Genomic DNA, 22,409 nt, shown 5'->3' with positions numbered 1-22,409 from the left:
CGGGCCGCGCGGCAAGGAGATATATTGCCAGACCGCGAAGCCCTGTGGGACGTCAATTCCACTCTTCACAAGTCCTACACAACATATCGCTTTCTATAGCTAATAGAAAGACTGGTGCGGATCTTCCGCACGTATCAGATGATGACCCTTTGGTTCAGGAATATATAGAGATCGGTCACCTGTAAGTGTCTATCTACCCGCGCTTTTAGCAATGTAAACCGCGCTTCAGATAAAAAGAGGGAGCGCCGCGCACAACGCGACACTCCCCTAGCGATTCAAGAGAATCTATTAGGCCTCGAGAGCCTTCTTGGCGATGGTAGCCAGCTCGTTGAAGGACTCGATGTCCTCGTAAGCCATCTGAGCCAGGACCTTGCGGTCGAGCTCGATGCCGGCAACCTTCAGGCCGTGCATGAACTGAGAGTAAGAAATATCGTTCAGGCGAGCAGCAGCGTTGATACGAGTGATCCAGAGAGAACGGATCTCGCGCTTCTTGTTGCGGCGATCACGATACTGATACTGCAGGGAGTGCTGGACCTGCTCTTTAGCATGCTTGTAAGTACGCGAAGCGGCACCGTAGTAACCCTTCGCACGGTGCATAACGGTACGGCGCTTCTTCTTGGCGGCAACAGCGCGCTTAATACGTGCCATGTTCTATCAACTCCTAGACGGTAAAACGAAAAACGGGAACGCGAACTTAGGCGAGACGCGACTTGATGACCTTGCGGTCGGCAGCGGCGATCTCGGTCTCCTGACGGAAGCCACGCTTACGCTTGGTGGACTTCTTGCTCAGGATGTGGCTCTTGAAAGCCTTGGCGCGCATAAGCTTGCCGGTACCAGTCTTGCGGAAACGCTTCTTGGTGCCGCTGTGGGACTTCATCTTAGGCATGAAATACTCCTTAATCGGTTACAGAACACTAGTTACTTGCTATCGCTTGCCGCTTTATCCTCATCGAAGGCGCCCTTAATCGGGGCGAGCAGCATAAGCATGTTACGGCCTTCCATCTTAGGCTTGGACTCGACCGTAGCGTAAGGCTTGAGATCCTCGGCGAGACGCTCGAGAACGTTAAGGCCCTGCTCCGGGTGAGCCATCTCACGGCCGCGGAACATGATGGTGATCTTAACGCGTGCTCCCTTCTTGAGGAAACGCAGAACGTGGCCCTTCTTGGTCTCGTAGTCGCCAACGTCGATCTTGGGTCGGAACTTCATTTCCTTGACCTCGACCTTGGACTGGTTCTTACGAGCAGCCTTGGCCTTCATGGCCTGCTGGTACTTGAACTTACCGTAGTCCATGACCTTGCAGACCGGCGGCTCCGCGTTGGGAGCGATCTCGACCAGGTCGAGACCCTGATCGTCGGCGACGCGCTGGGCATCGCGGATGGCGAACAGGCCGAGCTGAGAGCCATCGACGCCAATCAAACGACACGAAGATGCAGTGATCTCGTCGTTGATGCGGGTGTCATCAGACTTAGCTATTTTCCCTACCTCCATTCATAAAAAAATAACCCGGCGCTTCTCAGCAACCAGGTCGTACACATAGACTTCCTCGATTTGAGGAAGGGAATCTAAGTTGTATGACCAGCCAGCTGCTCATTGGCGCCAAAAGGTGGGAACCCTCAGGTTCCTCTTTAGGGCATTGTGGGAACAACGCCTTGCGAATAATAACACGTACAGCGCGTTATCACATTACGTACACGAAAAAGGGACCTTGACCCCCTTGAACACTCGCTTGCATGTATGGTGCTCGAGGCGAGACTCGAAGGGCCTTCGCTTCGCGAAGCCCCGGGCTTCGGGCGCGTGGCGCCCTCGCCACGCTCCGCTACAAACAGGCCACAGGCCTGTTTGCTTAACGCTTCGCGCGCTCACGCGAGTTCGGCACGAAAAAGGGGGCCGCAACCCCCTTGAACGCTCACTTGCATGTATGGTGCCCGAGGCGAGACTCGAACTCGCACGTTGTTGCCAACGGTGGATTTTGAGTCCACTGCGTCTGCCAATTCCGCCACTCGGGCACGCAATGCGTGAGTTAGTTTATCACAGCTTTCTACCGATTAGTCCGAAAATGGAACTTCGAGCATTTCGATGAGTTCGACCGTGCGGAGCATCTCGCGCCGACGGCATCCGCGACCGTCGACCGAAGCCTCACCCATCTGGTTATCGTAAGGGTCCTCGCGCATGCCGTCGAAAGAGGGCTCAAACTCTGCCTGGAATCGATTGTTGGCCACCATACGCCACGGGTCGAGATTGCCAAAGTAGTGACGGCGGCGCCACTCCTCCCCCATCCTGCGAGCAGAAGATCCAAATGACACGTCGGCGTTGAGCCAACCGGTCTGCGGCGTATAGAACTCTGCCCAGTCGTGCGACCCCACCGAATCGGGCGCAACGTACAGGCCGCTCTGCCAACGGGCAGGCACGCCCGCGATACGGCACATGGTGATAAACGTGAGCGCCATAACGCCGCAATCGCCGCGGAGCGAATGCGCGCAGTCATCGACAATAGATCCCAAAAGCAAGTACGGCGGCTGATAGCGATAGTCGATATGCTGCGTCAGGTAATCATAGATAGCACGGGCGCGATCGAGCGGATCCTCGAGTCCGTCAACAACACCGGCCGTCAGCTGCAGCAGATACGGCGTGAATGCAATGTGCGGACGGTCCTCGGAAATATCCTCGGGCAGAGGCGCGTCCATACGCGGATGAACCGGAAGTGTGCCACCGTAGACATCACAATAAGCAGCATCGATGTGATAGCGATAGGTCGCCGAGAATGAGCGCTCACTCGAAGAAGACCACGAGACGGTACGCGCCGAAGCGTTCGCGGGAGCAACAGCACCCTCCGGCGTCATGTCGAGAATGTCGACCCGAGACTGCTGGCGGCAGGTGGCGGCAACGGGAAGCCAAGCGCGAACGGTCTCCCCCTCTAGAGCGCCGGGGACAGACACAGACGCTTTAAGCGTAATGACGCGAGCCAATCCGTTTTGCGACTCCATCTCCTTGAGCATCTCGTTGCGCAGTGCAATTCCGTCCGTAGGATCGGGACGCATGCCGGGGACCTCTTTGGGATATACGCGAAGCGAATCGAGGAAGTTGTCGAGAACGAACAGCTCGCCATCGATAAAGCGCCAGTCAATACGCTTACGGTCAATCAGATCGTCAAACTGCTCCTCGGTAAACTCAGGCCACTCCTCGCGAATCATCGTAATAGCCTGATCGCGCGACACCGAAAAATGAAGCGGCGTCTCGAGCATGCGATACCGCTCGGCACGAACACAAGCAGCCAGCGAAGGCTCGGGGTTCTGCTCCAAAAGGCGATCGCAGGCAGCAACAGCCTGCGTCAAATACCCGGCATCCTTAAGACGAAAAATCTCGGGCGGCAGTCCAACATCGAGATGACGAAAGTCATCACAGCGAACATCAGCAGAGCAACCAACTGGACCCTCGTCAATAACCTTCCCATCCGAAGGCAGCACATTAATAACAGCCATACCAAACTCCAAGTCATTAGAACTCTTGAAGCCCATTGTAGCGAGATAAAAAAGAAAGCCCCAATAAAGGAACCCTCAACACCGATAAACGGTACCTAGAAAAAATGAATTCAGCCCAGTAACCCTGTAGCGAGTTAACGAAGGAGGCCCCGTTTCCCCGGAGTTGATTCCGTCGCGCGACTTCTAGCGAAGCCAGTAGCCACCTTAATTCAGACTCGTAACCCTGCGGCGTTAAACGAAGGAAGCCCCGTCCCCCGGAACTGTTTCCTTGGCGCGACTTCTGGCGAAGCCAGGTGAGCGCAAAGGAAACAGTGTAGGGAGACGGGGCTTCCGGCGGGAAGTTTAGCGACGCTTACGCCTTGTTGACGGAGCCAAACTCCTCCATGAGCTCCTTGGTGCGGGCAACGATGTTCTCGCGACCAGGCTTGAGGAGCTTGCGGGGGTCAAAGCCCTTGCCCTGCTGATCCTTGCCAGCCTCGATATACTCGCGAACGCCCTTGGCGAAGACGAGCTGCAGATCGGTGTTGACGTTGATCTTGGAGATACCCAGGGAGATGGCCTTCTTGATCTGATCCTCGGGGATGCCGGTGCCACCGTGCAGGACGAGGGGCAGGTCGCCGGTCTGAGCCTTAATCTCGCCCAGGCGCTCGAAGGAAAGGCCAGCCCAGTCGGCAGGGTACACGCCGTGGATGTTGCCGATACCGCAGGCGAGGAAGTCGACGCCCAGGTCAGCAATCTGCTTGCACTCAGCAGGATCAGCGAGCTCGCCGCTGGAGGTCACGCCGTCCTCGGTGCCGCCGATGCCGCCGACCTCGGCCTCGATGGACATGCCCTTGGAGTGGGCAAGCTCAACGAGCTCCTTGGTGCGGTCGAGGTTAAGCTGGAAGGTCTCCTCGTGAGAGCCGTCATACATGATGGACGTGAAGCCGGCCTCGATGCACTTGAAGCAGTCCTCGTAAGAACCGTGATCGAGGTGAAGGGCGACGGGAACGGTAACGCCCGTGGCCTCGACGGCAGCCTTGACCATGTCGGCGCAGACCTTGAAACCGCCCATCCACTTAGCGGCACCAGCGGTGCACTGAAGGATCAGCGGAGACTTGGCCTCCTCGGCGGCCTGGAGAATAGCCAGGGTCCACTCGAGGTTGTTGGTGTTGAAGGCACCGAGAGCGTACTTGCCGGCCTCGGCCTTCTTGAGCATGTCTGCTGCGTTGACGAGCATAAAAGAAACCTCCTGTAAGGTTGCTCCGATAACGCCTGAGATTTTACCACGACATACCCGAGCATAAACGTTCGTTTGTTCACGAATACCATCCGATTGGACAAATTTTGACCGTTTGCCCCACAGAATCGACCCACTGGGGAAAATAGCTTGACGATTGAGCGGTCTTCGTGATTCGAAAGACGGCTTCGAGCCTACATCTGCATAAACGGATTCTGCATAAGTTCGCGCGCCATCGTGGTCGAATCGCCATGGCCCGTCAAGCAAACGGTATCGGGCGGAAGCGTCTTGGCAAGTTTGGAGAGCGAGCGCATAATCGCCGCCTCGTCACCGCCAGAAAGATCGGTACGACCGTGGCTGCCCGGGAAAAGCGTGTCGCCCACAAAGGCGATGTTCCCCTGCTCGGTCGCGGCGAACAGGACGATGCCGCCCGGCGTATGCCCCGGCGTCTCGATCACCTGCAGGCAGATATCGCCCAATTCAATCGTATCGCCCTCGGCAAGCAGCCGCGTCGGCTCGCCCGGATCGGGCGTCTCAATACCCCACATGGCGCGCTGCTCCTCGATATTTGCGCGAGGCACCGTCACGTCCTTAGCGCACAACTCATATAGTGCGCTGTCGCCAACGACAGCTCGAACCCCGGCGACCCCGCCAACATGGTCGGCATGACCGTGCGTGCAGACAGAGCCGAGTACGCGAACTTCGGGATGCGCGGTGCGGATATGCTCCACAAGACGCTCGCCCTCCCACGCCGGATCGACGATTAAGCACTCGTCATTCGAAATCACGGCGTAACTGTTGGTCTGAATCGGGCCGTTGACGAGTGCCTCAATCGAAGCTGCACCTCGGGGTGTCAGGTCCAAAGTCATATCGCCCATGCGCATACCCTCCTTCTAAAATACGTTCGAGGCACCAAACGATGCCTCGAACGTAACCAATATCTATGATGCTGAGAGGCTCTCGCACCTACACACGGCGCTTGAGCTGAGCTCCGCCTTCGCCGGGCATAAGACGGCGAGCGTCGTAGACCGAATCGACACTGCTGATGGAAGCCAGCAGCGGATCCAGACCGCTCGCGTCCGAGATCTCGACCATAAAGCGCAGGGTTGCAATACCCTCGCGGTTGGTCGACGTGGCGGCAGAAAGGATATTACCGCCCGCATCGCCAATGGCAATGGTGACATCCTTGAGCAGGCCCATGCGGTCCAGGCACTCGACCACGATCTCGACCTGGAAGAGGGTGTCGGCAGCGCCGTCCCACTCCACATCGATCATGCGCTCGGGATGTTCCATGAGACCCTTGACGTTAGGGCAGTTGGCGCGATGCACCGAAACGCCGCGACCGCGCGTGATGAAGCCGACGATGTCGTCGCCCGTCACGGGGTTGCAGCAATGAGCCAGACGGACCAGCAGGCCGCTGTTGCTCTCGCCCTTGACGATAATGCCGTTACTGGCGCTCTTGCCGCGCTTTTGCGGCTTGCGGTTGGAGCCGCGAGCGGGCTGCTTCACGACCTCGGCGATAGCCTCGGCCTTGGTGAGCTGTTCCTCGGGCTTGGGGTCCAAGATTTGCTCGACCTTATTGCCCACAGCGCGCGGGGCAACCTTGCCGGCGCCGACGGCGGCAAACAGGTCCTCGAGCTGCTTGAAGTTAAACTGCTCCGCCACGGCGTTGAGTGCACGCGTCGAACGCGGCGTAGAAATGCCATAGCCACGCTTACGCAGGTCCTTGGCCAGCATATCGCGACCGGCGGCAGCGTCGTCGTCCTTGGTCGCGGCGGCAAAATAGCGGCGGATCTTTGACTTGGCGGAAGGTGTCTTAACGATCTTGAGCCAATCGCGCGACGGCTTGGAACTCTTGTTAGTCAGGATTTCAACGCGGTCGCCCGTCTTGATCTCGTGCGTGAGCGGAGCCACCGCACCGTTGATTTTGGCGCCGACGCAGTGGTTTCCCACCTCGGTGTGAACGGCATAGGCAAAGTCGAGCGGCGTGGAGCCGGCACGAAGCGCCATGACCTCGCCTTTGGGCGTGAAGACAAAGATCTCCTGATCGAACAGATCGACCTTCAGCGAGTGCAGGTATTCCTTGGCATCGGTGATCTCGTCGGAAGCCGCCCAATCGAGCGAATGCTTGAGCCAGTTGATCTGGTCGTCCAAACGTTGAGCGTCATTGGTCTTGGAAGCAGACGATCCGCCCGACTTCTTATATAGCCAGTGGGCGGCAATGCCGTACTCGGCCTGCTCATGCATCTCGTAGGTTCGAATCTGAATCTCGAGCGGACGAGCCGTAGGGCCGATGACCGTCGTGTGGAGCGACTGGTAGTTATTGACCTTAGGCATGGCGATATAGTCTTTAAAGCGACCAGGCATGGGGTGCCACAGCGTATGCACCGCACCGAGCGTGGAGTAGCAATCGCGCACCGAATGGGTAATTACACGCAGCGCCACCAGGTCGTAGATCTCGGAGAACTCCTTGCCCTTGCGCTTCATCTTTTGGTAGATGGACCAATAGTGCTTGGAGCGGCCGTTGATCTGGAAGTCCTCCAGACCAATGCGGTTGAGCTCATCGGTAAGCGTCTTGATGGTCTCGGCAAGGTAGCGTTCGCGGACCTCGCGCGACTCAGCTACCATACGCGCGATGCGCTGGTAGGCATCGGGCTCCAGGTAGAAGAAGGACAGGTCCTCGAGCTCCCACTTAATAGAGCTCATGCCCAGGCGGTCGGCCAAGGGCGCGTACACGTCCATGGTCTCGCGAGCCTTAAACAGGCGACGATCCTCGCGCAGGGCTGCCAGCGTTCGCATGTTGTGCAGACGATCGGCAAGTTTAACGATGATGACGCGGATGTCCTTGGACATGGCGAGGAACATCTTGCGCAGCGTGAGCGCCTGCTTCTCGTCCATGCTGTCGACTTCGATGTTGGTGAGCTTGGTCACGCCATCGACGAGCTCGGCCACCGTATCGCCAAACAGGCCGGAAACATCGGTGAGCGAGGTCTCGGTATCCTCGACAGTATCGTGCAGCAGCGCGGCGCACACCACATCGCAGTCCATCTTGAGATCGGCCAAAATGATGGCAACCTCGACGGGATGGTTAATGTACATCTCGCCCGAGCGGCGCTTTTGGTTGCAGTGCTTCTCGGCGGCAAAGCAGTAGGCCTGCTCAACCTTAGAAAAGTCGTCCTCATTCATATATTTGAGGCACAGGCGCTCCAGCTTGTCGTAGCTGTCCGCCATAATCTCGGGCGGCAGCTCATCGGCATGCTTATAGTGCTCCATCTCCGAAAACGGCTGGAGGGTGGAATCATGGGCGGTACGGGCTGCGGCATCCATCGAGGTCCCCTTCCCCTAGGCCCGCGGTACGATCGGGCGGTTAACTTTGGCTAGCATATCAGAAGCGCACGAATCGAGCGCCCAGCTCCGGAAAGCCGAAAACTCCATGCGCGAGCGCAAGCCCTCCAAATAGCGAATTGACCTGCTCAATTGCACGCGGCCGGGGTTTTCGGCCATCGCGATGCGACGAGTGTCGTCAAACCCCGAAACTCGACAGAAACCAAGCTCTTCGAAGATTCCCAGGCCGCTTTCCACCGAACGCTCGTCGACCGGCGTGCGAGCATCGATGGCAAGGCACATCTGCGCGATGTCGATATCGCTCGCACTAAAGGAATCGTCCCCGGTTTTGCCGCGGTTGGAGCGCCACATGGTCTGCAGCGCGCGATAGAGCGTGACGAGCTCGTCGCGCTCGGGCGCATAGCAGTCGAGCAGGCGCTCGTTAATGCGGGCGTCGCGCGACGAATAGAGCAGATGGATCACGGCGGGCTGGCCATCGCGGCCGGCACGTCCGCTCATCTGGTTGAACTCGATGGCGCCAAACGGCATGTGGTAGAGCACGACATGACGGATATCGGGCAGGTTGACGCCCTCACCGAAGGCCGAAGTTGAAACGATGCAGCTGAGACTTCCGTCTCTAAAGGCTTCCTCAACACGGCGGCGATCGGAGCGCGCAAGCCCGGCGTTATAGAACGCGATATGGGTCGCACAGTCGGGAACGCGTTTGCGCAACGTCTTGGCAAGCGCCACGGACTGGTCGCGCGAGTTCACGTAGATAACGGTCTTCTCCCCCGTCGCCACGATCGACACCAGGCGATTTTCGCGGCTCGCAAGGTCACGGTCGTCCTCGAGTTGCAGGTTCTCGCGAACGGTCTCGTCGACCACCGTCCTGGTAATCGGCAATACACGAGCAAGCTCCGCCACGACCGGGGCCGTCGCGGTAGCCGTTGCCGCCATGACAACGGGGTCGCCCAGGGCTTTGAGGATATCGGGCATGTCGAGGTATGCGCTCCGGTCGCCGCCTTTGGCAAGACCGGCATGGTGCGCCTCGTCGATAACGACAAAGCCGATGCGTCCAGAACGTGCAAAGCGATCGCGATGGATAGACAGGAACTCAGGCGTCGTGAGAACAATGCCGGTGCGGCCCGAAGCCAGGCCGGCAAACACGTCATCGCGCGCCGCCTCCACGGTCTCGCCGGTCAGCACGCCAACGCCAATGCCGAGCGCGGCCATCGTCGAGGAAAGGTGATAGGCCTGGTCGGCAACGAGCGCGCGCAGCGGATAGACAAAGATACTCGCACGCCCGCGAAGAACCGCCTCGCGCGCGGCATGCACATGGAAGATAAGAGACTTGCCGCGCCCCGTTCCCATAACGGCCAGAACACTTTGGTGATCGGCCAGGGCATCGAGCGCCTCGACCTGCGCGCGGTGCGGCTGGTTCGATCCGATAAAGCTGTGAATGAGCGAGCGCGTGAGCTCGGTATAGGAAAGTTGGGCAAGCGTCTCGCGTTTACGCGACTCCAGGCGCAGGCCAGAATCCGCCGGTTGTACGCCGCGGCGAAGCTCACATGCCGGATCGTCGATATTGGGTGCCGTGGTATCGCGCACCAAGACATCTTTGATCATGAGCTTGGGCTTCACACGTCCCTGCCAATGCTCGGCCACGGCCTCGAACACCAAATCGACGGCGCTATCGCAATTGATAAGCCTATCGATCTGCGGCACACGAAACATGATGGCCGGCACACTCGTGGCGCCATCCGTCGCCACGAAGCGCATATGCTCGCCGGTCTTGCCCACCACGGCGCGATCGCACATCGTCACGCCCTCGGCAGCCAACAGCGGCACCTTATTACCCTGGCCAAACGGCTCAAGGCGAGAAATCTGCTCGATGGTCTCGATATTCAATTCGGAAAGGTCGACCGTGGCGGCAACCTCATCGGTGTCCTCAAAGTCCTCGGCGGGAAGCTCGGACAACACGGCGGAAAGGCGACGACGGAACTCGTCGAGCTTGGACGCCTCGATGGTCACGCCCACCGCACCGGCATGCCCGCCGCGGCGAATCAGCAGGTCGGAACAGCGCTCGACGGCTTCGAACAGGTTGACCTTGCCCACCGAGCGGCCCGAGCCACGTGCTATACCGTCCTCGATAGAGAAGAGCAACGCCGGCACGTGATATCGGTTGGTAAGGCGGCTCGCCACGATGCCTTTAACGCCCTCGTGCCAGCCCTCGCCACCCACGACGATTGCGCGACCGCCATCATAGGTCTCCTCGACCTTTGCCATGGCATCACGCGTGAGCTCCGCCTCAATCTCGCGACGCTGACGGTTGATCTCCTCGAGCTCGGCCGCCAGTGCACTTGCTTCGATAGGATCGCGGGCAAGCAGCAGGTCGAGCGCCAGCTTGGGATCGGCCATGCGGCCGGCGGCGTTTAAGCGGGGAATGAGCGAGAACGATAGACCGTCCGCCGTAATGGTAGCCAGATCGGCCTTGGCGAGCGCTGCAAGCGCGATGTAACCGGGACGAGCCGTCACGCGCATCTGCTGGATGCCCTCGGCGACCAGTGCGCGATTCTCGGGCGTGAGCGGCATCATGTCGGACACGGTACCCAGTGCCGCGACCTCAATCAGCGAACGCCAATACGACGGCTTGCCCAGACGCTCGCCCAAAACCTGCACCAGCTTGAGCGCCACACCGGCACCGGCAAGTTCACGCGAGGGGCCCTTATCCTCGAGTTTAGGGTCGGTCAGGGGCACGCCCTGCGGCACCTGATCGGAGGGCTCGTGATGGTCCGTGACCACCAAATCGATCCCCAGGCTCTCCAGATAGGAAACCTCTTCTTTGGCGGCAATGCCGTTATCGACGGTCACGATCAGCTGGGGACGAGCGAGCTCGTTAACGCGGTCGAGCGCCGCGCGCGAAAGACCGTAGCCCTCGTCAAAGCGATGTGGAATAAACGGCGTAACATCGGCGCCAAACGTGCGCAGCGCCTCGGTCAACAGGCAGGTCGACGTAATACCGTCAACGTCAAAATCGCCAAAGACCGCGATATGCTCGTGGTTGCGAATAGCATGCTCGACGCGGTCGGCAACGACCGACATGCCTGGGATAATGAGTGGGTCGGCCCAGTCGCGATCGAGCGAAGGCGTCAAAAACAGCTGGCCTTCCTCGATGGATGTAATGCCGTGCGCAACCATAATGCGCGCCACCAGCCCGGGAATGCCCAGGCCAACCGAAAGCTCCTTTTCGAGCTCGGGGTTTTGCTGAGCGACCGCCCAGCGATGCGTCGTCTTAAGCGATGACATAGGCGCCCACCCCCGATAGGGGCAGGTCGCCGCGATACCTCTCACGGTTCATAGCGATGAGTCCTCTGTGTATGCCCGCTTCGGCAGGCAGATCTGTTGAACGGATTTATTATACCGTGCAGCACGGACGCAAATCGCCGCAGCACGCCGCGGTTTCGGTAAACGATGCCGGTAATAGCCTCGAAATATTCGAGCGTTTCTGACGCACGGACGCATGCGAGCGTCTAGCATATCCATTCAAAACGGATTCACGAGCAAAGGGAGTCGCAAGCGCATATGAAGCAATGGGTTGGACTGGGCAAATTTCTCGCGGGATACATGCAGGTCATCGTTCCGATTTGCGTGGCGCTCGGTGTGCTCTTTCCCCAGCAGATTGGCGTACTCAAGCCTATCGTTCCCGCCCTGTTTGCCTTTATGACGTTTCAGGGTGCGCTCAGCAACACCTTCCACCAGGTAACCGAGGTGTTCCGCCGTCCGCTGCACCTGGTCTTGGCGTTGCTCGTCTCGGCGGTGCTTATCCCTATCGCAGCCTATGCCATGGGATCGTTATTCTTTGGCTCCAATCCCAACCTTGTCTGCGGTATCGTGCTCGAGTACAGCGTACCTGTGGCAGTCACTGCCTTTATGTGGATTAGCATGTTCGGCGGCAACGGCCCGCTCGCGCTCACCATCATCCTGACGTCCTCGGTCATCTCACCTGTGACGATTCCTCTTACGCTCAAGCTCTTGCTGGGCGCCACCGTCTCGATCGATGTGCCGAGCATGATGCAGGACATGGCCTTTATGATCGCCATCCCCGCCGTGCTCGGCATCGTGATCAATGAACTCACGCGCGGCTGGGGTCATGAGAAACTCTCCCCCGCGCTCTCGCCCGCCTGCAAGTTCATGATGATGGGGGTCATCGCGTCCAACTCCACCGCCATGAGCGAGTACGTGCTGCACATGAACGCGGTGCGCCTGGAAGTCGCCCTCTTTATCCTTTCGTTCGCCATCAGTGGCTTTATCATCGGCATCCTGGTCGCACGTGCCCTGCATCTGCCGTATAGCGAGACGACCACCATGTGCTTTACCTGCGGCATGCGTAACATCTCTTCGGGCGCCGTCATCGCCACACAGTACTTTCCCGGCGAGGTCGTATTCCCCGTCATGTGCGGTACGCTGTTTCAACAGGTGCTGGCCTCGATTATCGGACATCTCTTTGAGCGCCTGACCGGCGAGGAGCGCGCCAAACAGCGCAAGCGGGTCAAGGCCGGCCGCGACGCGATGGCAAGCTAGGCAGCACGCTTTTCGCAGGCACTCGCCTTGCTACGCGAGCGTTTCCAGATGCGCGCGTAGGCGCTCGGCATCGACATCGAGCGTTGTCTCGGCATTGACCTGGGCCAAACGATAGCCCACAAAGTAGGGCGAAACCACCCAACGTGGCAGCGCCTTGGCAATGGTCCGGCCGTCCATGTGGTAGAAGAACAAGTTGTACGACTCCGCACGACCGCCGTGGTGCTCGTGCAGGATATAGCACAGAGCTACCTGGATCGCATCGGCAAACAGGCCCGCTTCGGCTTGGTCGCGGGCGTCGTCGCTGGCGGCGATTCCCTGTGGAGCCGAGACGTTGACCTCAAAGAATCCCATGATCGGCTCGGTTGAGATGTTGACCGCGACCCTCCCGTGTCGCCAAACATCGATGCCTTCAAAGTTGGCTGAGGTCAGCGCCGCATAGCCGTCCTCCTGTTCCAAGCCCACAATCTGCATGTGTGGATGGACGAGGCTGCCGCCCGAAAGCGGGCCTTTGTTCTTGTACATGAGCACACTGCGGTACTGTTGGGAATCGATCATCTGCTGCCAGCAGCCCAGGGCAAACCGCATCACATGATGCAGCTCATCCGGTTCATAGGTCACCAGGTCGGCGTCGTGATTGGCCGACTCGATCAATACGGTCTGACGGGTGGCCCGCAAGGTCTTGAACTTATTCTCGAGCCAGATGCAGTCACCATCGCGCTGGATGATGTTGGCGAGCCCCTCCGTGTCGCAAAAAGGGCACGCGGTGCCAAGGCGACGATTATCGTCGGGCTTGCCGCTCGCCTGCTGAACGTCAAATACCAGCGCCACGGGTTATACCTCCAGCGGCACGATCTTGGTGCCATGGAGCTCGGAGACGCCTAGCGCCGCCGCGACCGCGTCGCGATTTGCCGTAGTAATGCCGCCGCCGGGAAGGATGGTCAAACGATCGCCCGCATACTCGATTAAACGAGCCAGGTGATCGAAATTATCCTCGATCGACGTGCCGGCAGCGCCGCCATGCGTGAGGATGCGCGTAACGCCGCAGTCGGCAAGCGTATCAATCGCATCGAGCTGAGCCTCGGGCGAGAGCTGGTCAAATGCCATGTGGAAGGTGATGTCGATGGGCTCACGCTTGCACTCCTCGGTCGCGCAGCCCGCAGCCATCACGAGAGCGCCCAGCGTAAGATCGTCGAGCGCCCAGCCGCTGGCACAGGGCTTGCAGCAGCCAAAGACCAGGCCGTCAACGCCGGCGCTCACAGCAAGGCCCAGGTCCATCTCCATCATGCGCAGCTCGTCCTGGTCGTAGTGAAAGTCGCCGCCACGCGGGCGAATCATGCACATCACCCGTGCATCGTGCTCGTGGACATAGTTGGTCGTAGCGCTGATAACGCCGGCCGAAGGCGTGGTGCCACCAACGGCAAGGTTGTCGCACAGCTCGATACGCCTTGCACCGGCATCGATAGCCGCCGGCACCCGCTCAAAGTTCTCGGCACAAAACTCGTACACCATAGATAGACCCCCAGATGACATTTCTATTTCCACACGGCATTGTCGCACTTTAAAAACCAACCCGCATGACAGAGCAAAATGATTTGGTGGGGACGAAGGAAAACGTCCCCAACGACTACCTCCAACGCCGCAGGCAGAGGACGGACAGCGAGCGGGCACCAGAGCGAACAGATTGGCATGAAAAGAGGGCGGCATAGACCTTCTGGTCATGCCGCCCTCTTTGAATGACAAGCTGTCGCTCTGGTGCCCGCGCAGCGTCGACTGGTCCGCCGTTCGGTAGAACGGCGGAACCGCCTAACCGCCCAAGTAAGCTTTGCGGACGTTGTCGTCGTGCAGCAGCTCTTGACCAGTGCCGGTCATGGTGATCTTGCCGGTCTCGAGCACGTAACCGCGTGTGGCGATGGAAAGCGCCATCTGCGCGTTTTGCTCGACCAGAAGCACCGTGGTACCGGCCTTGTGCAAGTCCTCGACAATCTGGAAGATCTGTTCGATCAGAATCGGTGCCAGACCCATGGAAGGCTCGTCGAGCATGAGCAGTTTGGGGTTACTCATAAGGGCGCGCCCCATAACGAGCATCTGCTGCTCGCCGCCTGAAAGGGTGCCGGCGACCTGGCGACGACGTTCCTTCAGGCGCGGGAACTGCTCGTAGACGCGCTCCAAGCCCGGAGCCACCGTGGACTTGGGCTGCGTATAGGCACCCATCTCCAGGTTCTCCTCGACCGTCATCTGCAAAAAGGCGCGACGACCCTCGGGAACCTGAGCCAGGCCCTTACCAACCAGCTTATCAGCGGGCGTATGAGTAATGTCCTCGCCCATAAACTTGATGGAACCGGTCTTGGAACGCAGCAGGCCCGAGACGGTCTTGAGCGTTGTGGACTTGCCGGCACCGTTGGCACCAATCAAGGCCACGATCTCGCCCTCGTTAACGTTAAAGGAGATGTCCTTAATGGCGTGGATGGCGCCGTACCAGACGTTGATGTTGTAGACGGAAAGCATCAGCTCTGCCATTTAGTTCTCCCCCTTATCCTGCTTGCCCAGATATGCCTCAATAACAGCGTCGTTGTTCTGGATTTCCTCTGCCGTGCCCTTGGCGATGACCTTACCAAAGTTGAGCACGCAGATGCCCTCGCAGATGTTCATAACGAGCGACATATCATGCTCGATAAGCATGATGGCAATGCCGAAGGTGTCGCGAATCTTAACGATGTTCTCCATGAGTTCCGCGGTCTCGGACGGATTCATGCCGGCGGCAGGCTCGTCGAGCAGCAGCAGCTTGGGGTTGGTGGCAAGCGCGCGGACGATCTCCAGACGACGCTGAGCGCCGTAAGGCAGCGATCCGGCCTGTTCATTTGCCAGGTGCTCCATGTCAAAAATGGACAGCAGCTCCATGGCACGCTCGTGGGCGGCCTTCTCGTGCTTCCAATACGTCGGCAGGCGCAGCACGCCCTCAAAGCCGGAGTAGCGCTCCTGGTTGTGCAGGCCGACCTTAACGTTGTCCTCCACCGTCATGGTGTTGAACAGGCGAATGTTCTGGAAGGTACGGGCGATGCCCATACGGTTGACCTGATAGACCGACTTGCCAGAGGTGTCCTCGCCGTCGAGCAGGATGGTGCCGTGCGTGGGCTGATACACCTTGGTGAGCAGGTTGAAGACCGTGGTCTTACCGGCACCGTTGGGGCCGATGAGACCGGCGATCTCGGTCTTGCCGATAGTCAGGCTAAAGTCGTCGACTGCCTTAAGGCCACCGAACTCAATGCCCAGGTGGATGCACTCGAGTGCCGGGCGCTCGCCCAGGTCGCGGTCGGGAACGATGGCGCCAGAAGGATACGGGACCATCTTGCCCTTGTTGAACTCAAACTTACTGGGCATCGGCTGCCACCTCCTTCTTGGAAGCAAAGCGGTCCTTGACGCGACCGAAGAACGCCTTGAGCTGCGGGTTGTTGGTAAAGATCATGACCAGGATCAGCACGATGGCGTAGATGAGCATGCGGTAGTCCGAGAACTGACGGAGCAGCTCGGGGAGCACCGTGAGCAACGCCGCCGCGATGACGGAGCCGCGCATATTGCCCAGACCGCCCAGGACCACGAATACCAGGATGAGGATGGACGTGTTGAAGTCGAACTTGGTGGCGGAAAGCTGCGAGAAGTTACCGCCGAAGAGGGCTCCGGCAGCGCCGGCGAGGGCAGCGGAAACCACGAAGGCAATCATGCGGTACTCGGTGACGGAGATGCCTACGGACTCGGCTGCAATCTTGTTATCGCGCACGGCCATAATGGCACGGCCGGTACGGCTGCGAACCAGGTTGAGCACGATCACGAGTGCGACCATGACCAGGATGGCACCGGCGAGGAAGGTCGAATAGGTCGACACGCCCGATGCGCCCTGCGCGCCCTTGATGATGGCGGTGCCGTCCTCGAGCAGATGCAGGTCGTCGATCGTAGAGTTGCCCGTGATGTTAAAGATCACGTGCAGGCCGCGGGAGTCGACGCCCACAATAAGGCAGGTGACGATCTCTTTGATGATCTCGCCAAAAGCCAGGGTCACGATGGCCAGATAGTCGCCGCTCAGGCGCAGGACCGGGATACCGATCAAGAAGCCCAGGATGGCGGCAGCGATGGCGCCGACCACGATGCTGATGATAAGGCGCACAGGATCGGAGGGAACGGCGCTCTCGAGGGCGACCGCGGTGACGATGCCCGTGTAGGCACCGACACTCATAAAGCCCGCATGACCCAGCGACAGGTCGCCCGCGATGCCGACGACGAGGTTGAGGGAAATGGCCATGACGATATAGGCCGTGATGGGAACCAGCTGACCGGCGATCATGCGCGGAATCATGTGGTTCGACTGCATAAAGAACACGATGGCGAAGGCCACGATGCACATGGCGTACGTAACAAAGTCGTGACGCGTCTGCTTGTCTTTAAGAAACTTCATAACGCTCACCTACACCTTCTCGGGGACGTACTTGCCCAAGAGGCCGGCAGGCTTGACGAGCAGGACGATGATCAGAACACCAAAGACGATGGAGTTGGCAAGGCTCGTGGAAATGTAAGCCTGTGCCATCGCCTCGATGATGCCGATGAGAATGCCACCGACAAAGGCGCCGGGGATGGAGCCGATGCCACCGAAGACGGCGGCGTCGAAGGCTTTGATGCCAGGCATGGCACCCGTCGTGGGCTGCAGCACCGGCGAGTAGGAGCACAGGAGCACACCGGCGATGGCGGCAAGGGCAGAGCCGATGGCGAACGTCATCGAGATGGTACGGTTGACGTTGATGCCCATGAGCTGAGCGGCGGCCTTGTCCTCGGACACGGCGCGCATGGCTTTGCCCATCTTGGTCTTACCTGTAAAGAACATCAGGCCGGCCATGATAACCAGGCAGGCGACGATGGTGACGAGCGAGACGGCGCTTACGTTGAACTTGGCCAAGAACTCCGGCACCTGGAAGGTGACGAGCGAAGTAAAGTTCTTGGGCGTGGCGCCCCACAGAAGCTGCGCGGCGTTCTGCAGGAAGTAGGACACGCCGATAGCCGTGATCAGAACGGCCAGCGGGCCTGCTTGGCGCAGCGGCTTATAGGCCAGACCCTCAATGAGAACACCGAGAACCGTGCAGACCACACAAGAGAGAACTACAGATGCCCAGCCCGGGAGGCCGAGATACGACGTGGCACAGAACGAGACATAGGCACCGACCATGATGACGTCGCCGTGAGCGAAGTTGAGCATCTTGGCGATACCGTAGACCATGGTGTAGCCCAACGCGATGATGGCGTAGACGCTGCCCATGGACAGGCCGTTGACCAGGTATTGGATAAAGACCGTCATGTTCCACATCCCCCTTTCGAATAGGTTTCCAGTTGATGTATGAAACAGGGACGTTACATCGTCCCTAGATACCAAGCAAGCAGGGAAGGCCAAAACCTCCCCTGCTTGGGATCAAAACCGCTCTATGTAAGGCGGCCAATTAGGCCTGTACGTACTTGCCGTCGGTGATGACGTAAGCCGTGGGCTCCTTCTGGACCTGGCCCTTATCGTTCCAGGTGAGCTTGCCGGTCAGACCGTCAACGGTAATCTTGAGCATAGCCTTGGACAGCTTCTCGGCGGCCTCGGTCGGATCGGCGTCGACGCCAAGACCGGCCTCCTTGAGGGCCTCGGCCACCGCGTGCACGCCATCGTAGGCATCGGCGGCAAACTGGTCGGGGGTATCGCCGTACTTATCCTTGTAAGCGTTGACGAAGTCGGCGTTCTTCTCGTCGTCGGCGGAGAACGGGGTCATGAGCAGCAGACCCTCGGCAAGAGAGGTATCGAAGCCCTCAACGCCCAGGATGCCGTCCATGCCGTCGCAGCCCATCATCTTGACGTCGTAGCCCATGTCCTTGGCGTTCTTGAGCAGGACGGACGCCGGCGTGTAGTAGATCGGCGCAAAGATCATGGTGGCGCCGGCCTGCTTGGCCTTGGTCAGCTGGTTCGTAAAGCTCGTGGCGGAGTCGTCCTTAAAGGTCTCCTCGTCAACAATCTCGAGCTTGGACTCAGCGGCCTGGGCCTTAAAGGAATCTGCGATGCCCGAAGAATATGCGTCGCCGGAGTTATAGAACAGCACGAACTTCTCGTCCGCATACTTCTGCGCCAGGAACTTGGCAGCGTTGACACCCTGGTTGGGGTCGGTGAAGCAAACCTGGAAGACACAATCCTTGCCGTCGGTGACGTCCTCGGAGGACGCGGACGGGGTGATCATGAACGTCTTGGGGTCGTTACCACACTCGGCGGCAACGGCAACCGACGCACCCGTGGTGGTCGGGCCGACGAGGGCCTGCATGCCCCAGTCGAGCAGGGTGTTAAAGGCGTTGACGGCCTTCTCGCCATCGGCCTGGTCATCCTCGGCCTTGCTAGCAAGCGGCAGCTCCTTGGTCGAGAAATCCTTGCAGCCAAGCTCGACACCCTGGGTAACGGACTTGCCGTAGGACGCGTTGGCGCCGGTCAGCGGGCCGATGGTGCCGATCTTAAACGAAGCGTCGCCCGACGCGGAACCGCTGTCGCCGCCGTTGGAGGAGCAGCCAGCTAGAATGGACATCGCCCCCAGACCTGCTGCGCTCGCGATAACGCTCCTGCGATTCATAACAGGGTTCAATGACTTACCGGTGAGGCTCGACATGCGGCTCTCCTCTCAAATCTCGTCGGGTTTCGGTTACCCGACAGGCCATCCTTCGCCGTGTTCGGCGTTCGCAAAATAGTAGACGCTTTAGTTGAGAAAAGTGACGATTATTTCAACTTTTCTTTTGTTTTGTCCATTTATCCATAATTATGCGTATTTCTATCGATTTATGCAGTTTAGCCACTTTATTGTGTGAAAGTAATATTTCCATTCTGTTACAAGCGCCCCTGCCCTGATTAAAACACCCTCACCGGTCGCGTTTTGTACGCACCTAGGCGGCGATGTACTTGCCGTCCTGAATCACATAGGCCGTAGCGGGCTTTTCAACCTGGCCCTTGTCGTTCCACGTCAACTCGCCCGTCAGGCCCTCGATCTTGATCTTGCGCATGGCCTTGGCAAGGTCGCCGGCAATGTCGGCGCCGTCGGCCGTAATGTCAATGTCTGCCTTATCGATGGCCTCGACAATCGCGTGGACGCAGTCATAGGCATCGGCGGCAAACTGGTTGGGCGTCTCGTCGTAGGCATCCTTATAGGCCTTGACGAAGTCGGCATTCTTCTCATCGTCAGCCGAAAACGGGGTCATGAGCAGTACGCCCTCGGCAAGAGAGGTATCGAAGCCTTCCACAGAGAGCAGGCCGTCCATGCCGTCGGTACCCATGAGGGTCATGTCGTAGCCCATGTCCTTGGCGTTCTTGAGCAAAACGGACGCCGGCGTGTAGTAGATCGGCGCAAAGATGAGCGTGGCGCCGGACTCCTTGGCCTTGGTGAGCTGGTTGGTAAAGCTCGTGGAAGAGTCGTCCTTAAAGGTCTCGGTATCGACGATGTCGAGCTTGGACGCCTTGGCCTGCTCGGCAAAAGCGTCGGCAACGCCCGAGCTATACGTATCGCCGGAGTTGTAGAACAGGGCGATCTTGGCATCCGCGTACTTCTCGGCCAAGAACTTTGCGGCGCTGGCGCCCATGGTGGGATCGGTGAAGCAAACCTGGAAAACCGTGGTCTTGTCCTTGGTGACGTCGAGCGACGAGGCCGAGGGCGTGACCATGAGCATATCGTCGGCGATCTCGCCCGAGACGGCGACGGCAGCACCGGTCGTGACGGGGCCGACGAGCGCCTGCATGCCCCAGTCGCACAGGGTATTGAAGGCGTTGATGGCCTTCTCGCCGTCAGCGACGTCGTCCTCGGACTTAAGCGAGAGTTTGAGGTCCTTGGTCGAAAAATCCTTGGCGGCGAGCTTGGCACCCTTCTCGGCCGAAACGCCATAGGTTGCCGCGGCGCCGGTCAGAGGGCCGATGACACCAATCTTGAAGGTCTTGCCGTCATCGGCGGAGCCGCCGTCCGAGCCACCCGACGAGCAACCAGCGAGTGCCGCGGTGCTACCGAACGCCGCGGAACCAGCCAAGAAACTCCTGCGGTTAAGTACGTTATTGATGCTAAACATGGTATCCCCCTTTTCGCTGGCCGCGGTGCGGCCGTCTTGCGGTACAGGGCAAACCTTATGGTGCAAACGTTGACAGTTTGTTACGGAGTTCCGTTTGTAGCGAGCATGTTTCCAATGTTTCCGCAGCGTTTCGGGGGTGCCGTTTTGTGCGACTCCTGTTGCCTGGCGAGCACGCGCTCTCGGTTCACGCTAGAATGCACTCAACCTTTAAGCGGTTAATCCATCCATAAGATGCACCAAGGAGCTATCTATGAGCGAACCCCTGCGCACCGTGAACGTCGGTCTGATCGGTCTGGGAACCGTCGGCGGCGGCGTGGCCCGTCTGATCAAGAGCCACCACGATGAGTACCTGGCAGCCTACGGCATCGACCTTAAACTGACCCGCGCCTGCGCGCTTGCCTGGGAGCAGGCCGAAGCAGCCGGTATTGAGCGCGAGGCCTTTACGAGTGACTGGCATGACGTCGTCGCCGACCCCGCCGTCGACATCGTCGTCGAGCTGATCGGCGGCGAGCATCCCGCAACCGAGATCTTCACCACTGCCTTCGAGAACGGCAAGCACGTCGTCTCTGCCAACAAGGCCCTGCTGGGCCGCCATGTCGAGACGCTCGCCGAGAAGGCGCGCGCGTGCGGCGTGCAGATTAAGTGCGAGGCCAGCTGCGGCGGCGGCATCCCCATCGTGAGCACGCTCGAGCACGACCTGGTGGGCAACAAGATCCTGACCATCGCCGGTATTCTCAACGGTACCACCAACTATATCCTGTCGCGCATGGATGCCGAAGGCGCCGATTACGCCGATGTGCTCGCCGACGCACAGGCCAAGGGCTATGCCGAGGCCGACCCGTCCGCCGACGTCGACGGCTTCGATGCCGCCAGCAAGACGGCGATCCTCGCTTCCATCGGTTTTGGCACCCGCGTTACCACCGACGATGTGTACCAGCAGGGTATCCGCACCATCGGCGCCGAGGACATCGCCCAGGCCCGCGAGCTCGGCTACACCATCAAGCTGCTCGGCATCGCCCGCAACACCGACGCCGGCGTCGACGTCCGCGTGCATCCCACGCTGATCCCCGCCGACCACATGCTCGCCAAGGTCAACGGTGCCATGAACGCCGTCTACGTAGTAGGCGACGCCGTGGGCGAAACCATGTTCTACGGTGCCGGCGCAGGCTCCTTCCCCACCGCGAGCGCCGTCGTGGGCGATATCCTGTCGCTCTCCGAGCAGATCAGCCGCGGCGTGGCTCCGCTGCCCGAGATTGAGCCCTATGGTCACAACCTCGCCTTTAAGCCTATGGACGAGCTCCAGACCAAGTACTATGTGCGCCTGAAGGTCGCCGACCGCGTGGGCGCCCTGTCCGAGACGGTCGACATCTTTGCCAAGCACAACATCTCGATCTCGCTCATCAACCAGGTCGAGGACGGCAAGCCGGGCGTCAGCGATGCCTGCTCGGTCATCTTCCTGACGCACCGCGCGCTCGAGAAGGACGTCCAGGCTGCCGCCGCCGAGCTTGCCAGCGTCGACTGCGTGGCCGAGGTCGCCAACGTCCTGCGCATCGAGGACGTTGAGGCCTGGACCGAAGGCGTCATGGCCAACTAGTCCACTACTTCGAACCTCAACGAAGCTCAACGCAAAAGGCGCGCTGCCTGCATCAACCACAGGCAGCGCGCCTTCTTCTGTTTGCAGGGGAAGCTGCGTCCCGGTATTT

Annotated in this window: 18 protein-coding genes and 1 tRNA gene; 2 read left to right on the top strand and 17 right to left on the bottom strand. The window is 59.4% G+C overall.

Annotated elements, in window-relative coordinates:
• Nucleotides 1–288: 288 nt before the first annotated feature.
• The 9 genes from rplT to recJ all read right to left on the bottom strand — a co-directional run bounded on the left by rplT (nt 289) and on the right by recJ (nt 11,328).
• Nucleotides 289–648, bottom strand: a complete 360-nt coding sequence (gene rplT / locus DWX39_RS05825; RefSeq protein WP_006234421.1) for a 50S ribosomal protein L20 — start codon at nt 646–648, stop codon at nt 289–291.
• A gap of 46 nt (nt 649–694) precedes the next feature.
• On the bottom strand, nt 695–886 hold the full coding sequence (gene rpmI / locus DWX39_RS05820) for a 50S ribosomal protein L35 (protein ID WP_006234422.1): 192 nt from the start codon (nt 884–886) through the stop codon (nt 695–697).
• A 32-nt stretch (nt 887–918) separates the two neighbouring features.
• A complete protein-coding gene (gene infC / locus DWX39_RS05815) occupies nt 919–1,488 on the bottom strand; it encodes a translation initiation factor IF-3 (RefSeq protein ID WP_089573296.1) in 570 nt (189 codons plus the stop codon).
• Nucleotides 1,489–1,919: 431 nt separating this feature from the next.
• Nucleotides 1,920–2,006, bottom strand: a tRNA-Leu gene (locus tag DWX39_RS05810).
• Between the two features lie 39 nt (nt 2,007–2,045).
• On the bottom strand, nt 2,046–3,479 hold the full coding sequence (locus DWX39_RS05805) for a transglutaminase-like domain-containing protein (protein ID WP_117758815.1): 1,434 nt from the start codon (nt 3,477–3,479) through the stop codon (nt 2,046–2,048).
• 352 nt (nt 3,480–3,831) lie between these two features.
• Nucleotides 3,832–4,698, bottom strand: coding sequence for a class II fructose-1,6-bisphosphate aldolase (gene fba / locus DWX39_RS05800; protein WP_117758814.1), 867 nt, complete (start codon nt 4,696–4,698; stop codon nt 3,832–3,834).
• 194 nt (nt 4,699–4,892) lie between these two features.
• Nucleotides 4,893–5,576, bottom strand: a complete 684-nt coding sequence (locus DWX39_RS05795) for an MBL fold metallo-hydrolase (RefSeq protein ID WP_117758818.1) — start codon at nt 5,574–5,576, stop codon at nt 4,893–4,895.
• 88 nt (nt 5,577–5,664) lie between these two features.
• Complete coding sequence (locus DWX39_RS05790) at nt 5,665–8,025, bottom strand: bifunctional (p)ppGpp synthetase/guanosine-3',5'-bis(diphosphate) 3'-pyrophosphohydrolase (protein ID WP_117758813.1); 2,361 nt, start codon at nt 8,023–8,025, stop codon at nt 5,665–5,667.
• Nucleotides 8,026–8,040: 15 nt separating this feature from the next.
• On the bottom strand, nt 8,041–11,328 hold the full coding sequence (gene recJ, locus DWX39_RS05785) for a single-stranded-DNA-specific exonuclease RecJ (protein ID WP_117758812.1): 3,288 nt from the start codon (nt 11,326–11,328) through the stop codon (nt 8,041–8,043).
• 276 nt (nt 11,329–11,604) lie between these two features.
• Here recJ and DWX39_RS05780 point away from each other — a divergent pair, with 276 nt between their 5' ends.
• Nucleotides 11,605–12,603: a bile acid:sodium symporter family protein gene (locus DWX39_RS05780; RefSeq protein ID WP_117758811.1), complete on the top strand. Its 999-nt coding sequence runs from the start codon at nt 11,605–11,607 to the stop codon at nt 12,601–12,603.
• A gap of 30 nt (nt 12,604–12,633) precedes the next feature.
• Here the strand turns inward: DWX39_RS05780 and DWX39_RS05775 are convergent, their stop codons facing one another.
• The 8 genes from DWX39_RS05775 to DWX39_RS05740 all read right to left on the bottom strand — a co-directional run bounded on the left by DWX39_RS05775 (nt 12,634) and on the right by DWX39_RS05740 (nt 20,706).
• A complete protein-coding gene (locus DWX39_RS05775) occupies nt 12,634–13,431 on the bottom strand; it encodes a DUF4931 domain-containing protein (protein ID WP_117758810.1) in 798 nt (265 codons plus the stop codon).
• A 3-nt stretch (nt 13,432–13,434) separates the two neighbouring features.
• The gene (locus DWX39_RS05770; protein WP_117758809.1) at nt 13,435–14,112 is read right to left on the bottom strand and encodes a copper homeostasis protein CutC; all 678 of its coding nucleotides are present in this window, start codon (nt 14,110–14,112) and stop codon (nt 13,435–13,437) included.
• Between the two features lie 294 nt (nt 14,113–14,406).
• Complete coding sequence (locus tag DWX39_RS05765; RefSeq protein ID WP_199411351.1) at nt 14,407–15,120, bottom strand: ABC transporter ATP-binding protein; 714 nt, start codon at nt 15,118–15,120, stop codon at nt 14,407–14,409.
• Entirely contained in the window at nt 15,121–15,981 is an 861-nt protein-coding gene (locus tag DWX39_RS05760; protein ID WP_055287178.1) for an ABC transporter ATP-binding protein, read from the bottom strand. It abuts the gene before it with no gap.
• On the bottom strand, nt 15,971–17,050 hold the full coding sequence (locus tag DWX39_RS05755) for a branched-chain amino acid ABC transporter permease (protein WP_117758808.1): 1,080 nt from the start codon (nt 17,048–17,050) through the stop codon (nt 15,971–15,973). The genes DWX39_RS05760 and DWX39_RS05755 overlap by 11 nt, the downstream gene beginning before the upstream one ends.
• A 9-nt stretch (nt 17,051–17,059) precedes the next feature.
• Nucleotides 17,060–17,941, bottom strand: coding sequence for a branched-chain amino acid ABC transporter permease (locus DWX39_RS05750; RefSeq protein WP_099432746.1), 882 nt, complete (start codon nt 17,939–17,941; stop codon nt 17,060–17,062).
• A 139-nt stretch (nt 17,942–18,080) separates the two neighbouring features.
• Nucleotides 18,081–19,268 carry an ABC transporter substrate-binding protein gene (locus tag DWX39_RS05745; RefSeq protein WP_117758807.1) on the bottom strand — a complete coding sequence of 396 codons (1,188 nt, stop codon included), beginning with the start codon at nt 19,266–19,268 and terminating at the stop codon, nt 18,081–18,083.
• A 271-nt stretch (nt 19,269–19,539) separates the two neighbouring features.
• Entirely contained in the window at nt 19,540–20,706 is a 1,167-nt protein-coding gene (locus tag DWX39_RS05740; protein WP_117758806.1) for an ABC transporter substrate-binding protein, read from the bottom strand.
• Nucleotides 20,707–20,956: 250 nt separating this feature from the next.
• On the opposite strand from DWX39_RS05740, the gene DWX39_RS05735 reads away from it, so the two are divergent.
• Complete coding sequence (locus DWX39_RS05735; protein WP_117758805.1) at nt 20,957–22,300, top strand: homoserine dehydrogenase; 1,344 nt, start codon at nt 20,957–20,959, stop codon at nt 22,298–22,300.
• Nucleotides 22,301–22,409: the final 109 nt, after the last annotated feature.

The sequence above is a fragment of the Collinsella sp. AF19-1LB genome (assembly GCF_003459655.1).
Lineage (GTDB): Bacteria > Actinomycetota > Coriobacteriia > Coriobacteriales > Coriobacteriaceae > Collinsella.
Note: the sequence above shows the minus strand (reverse complement) of the source record. Positions and strands in the feature narration are given on the sequence as shown.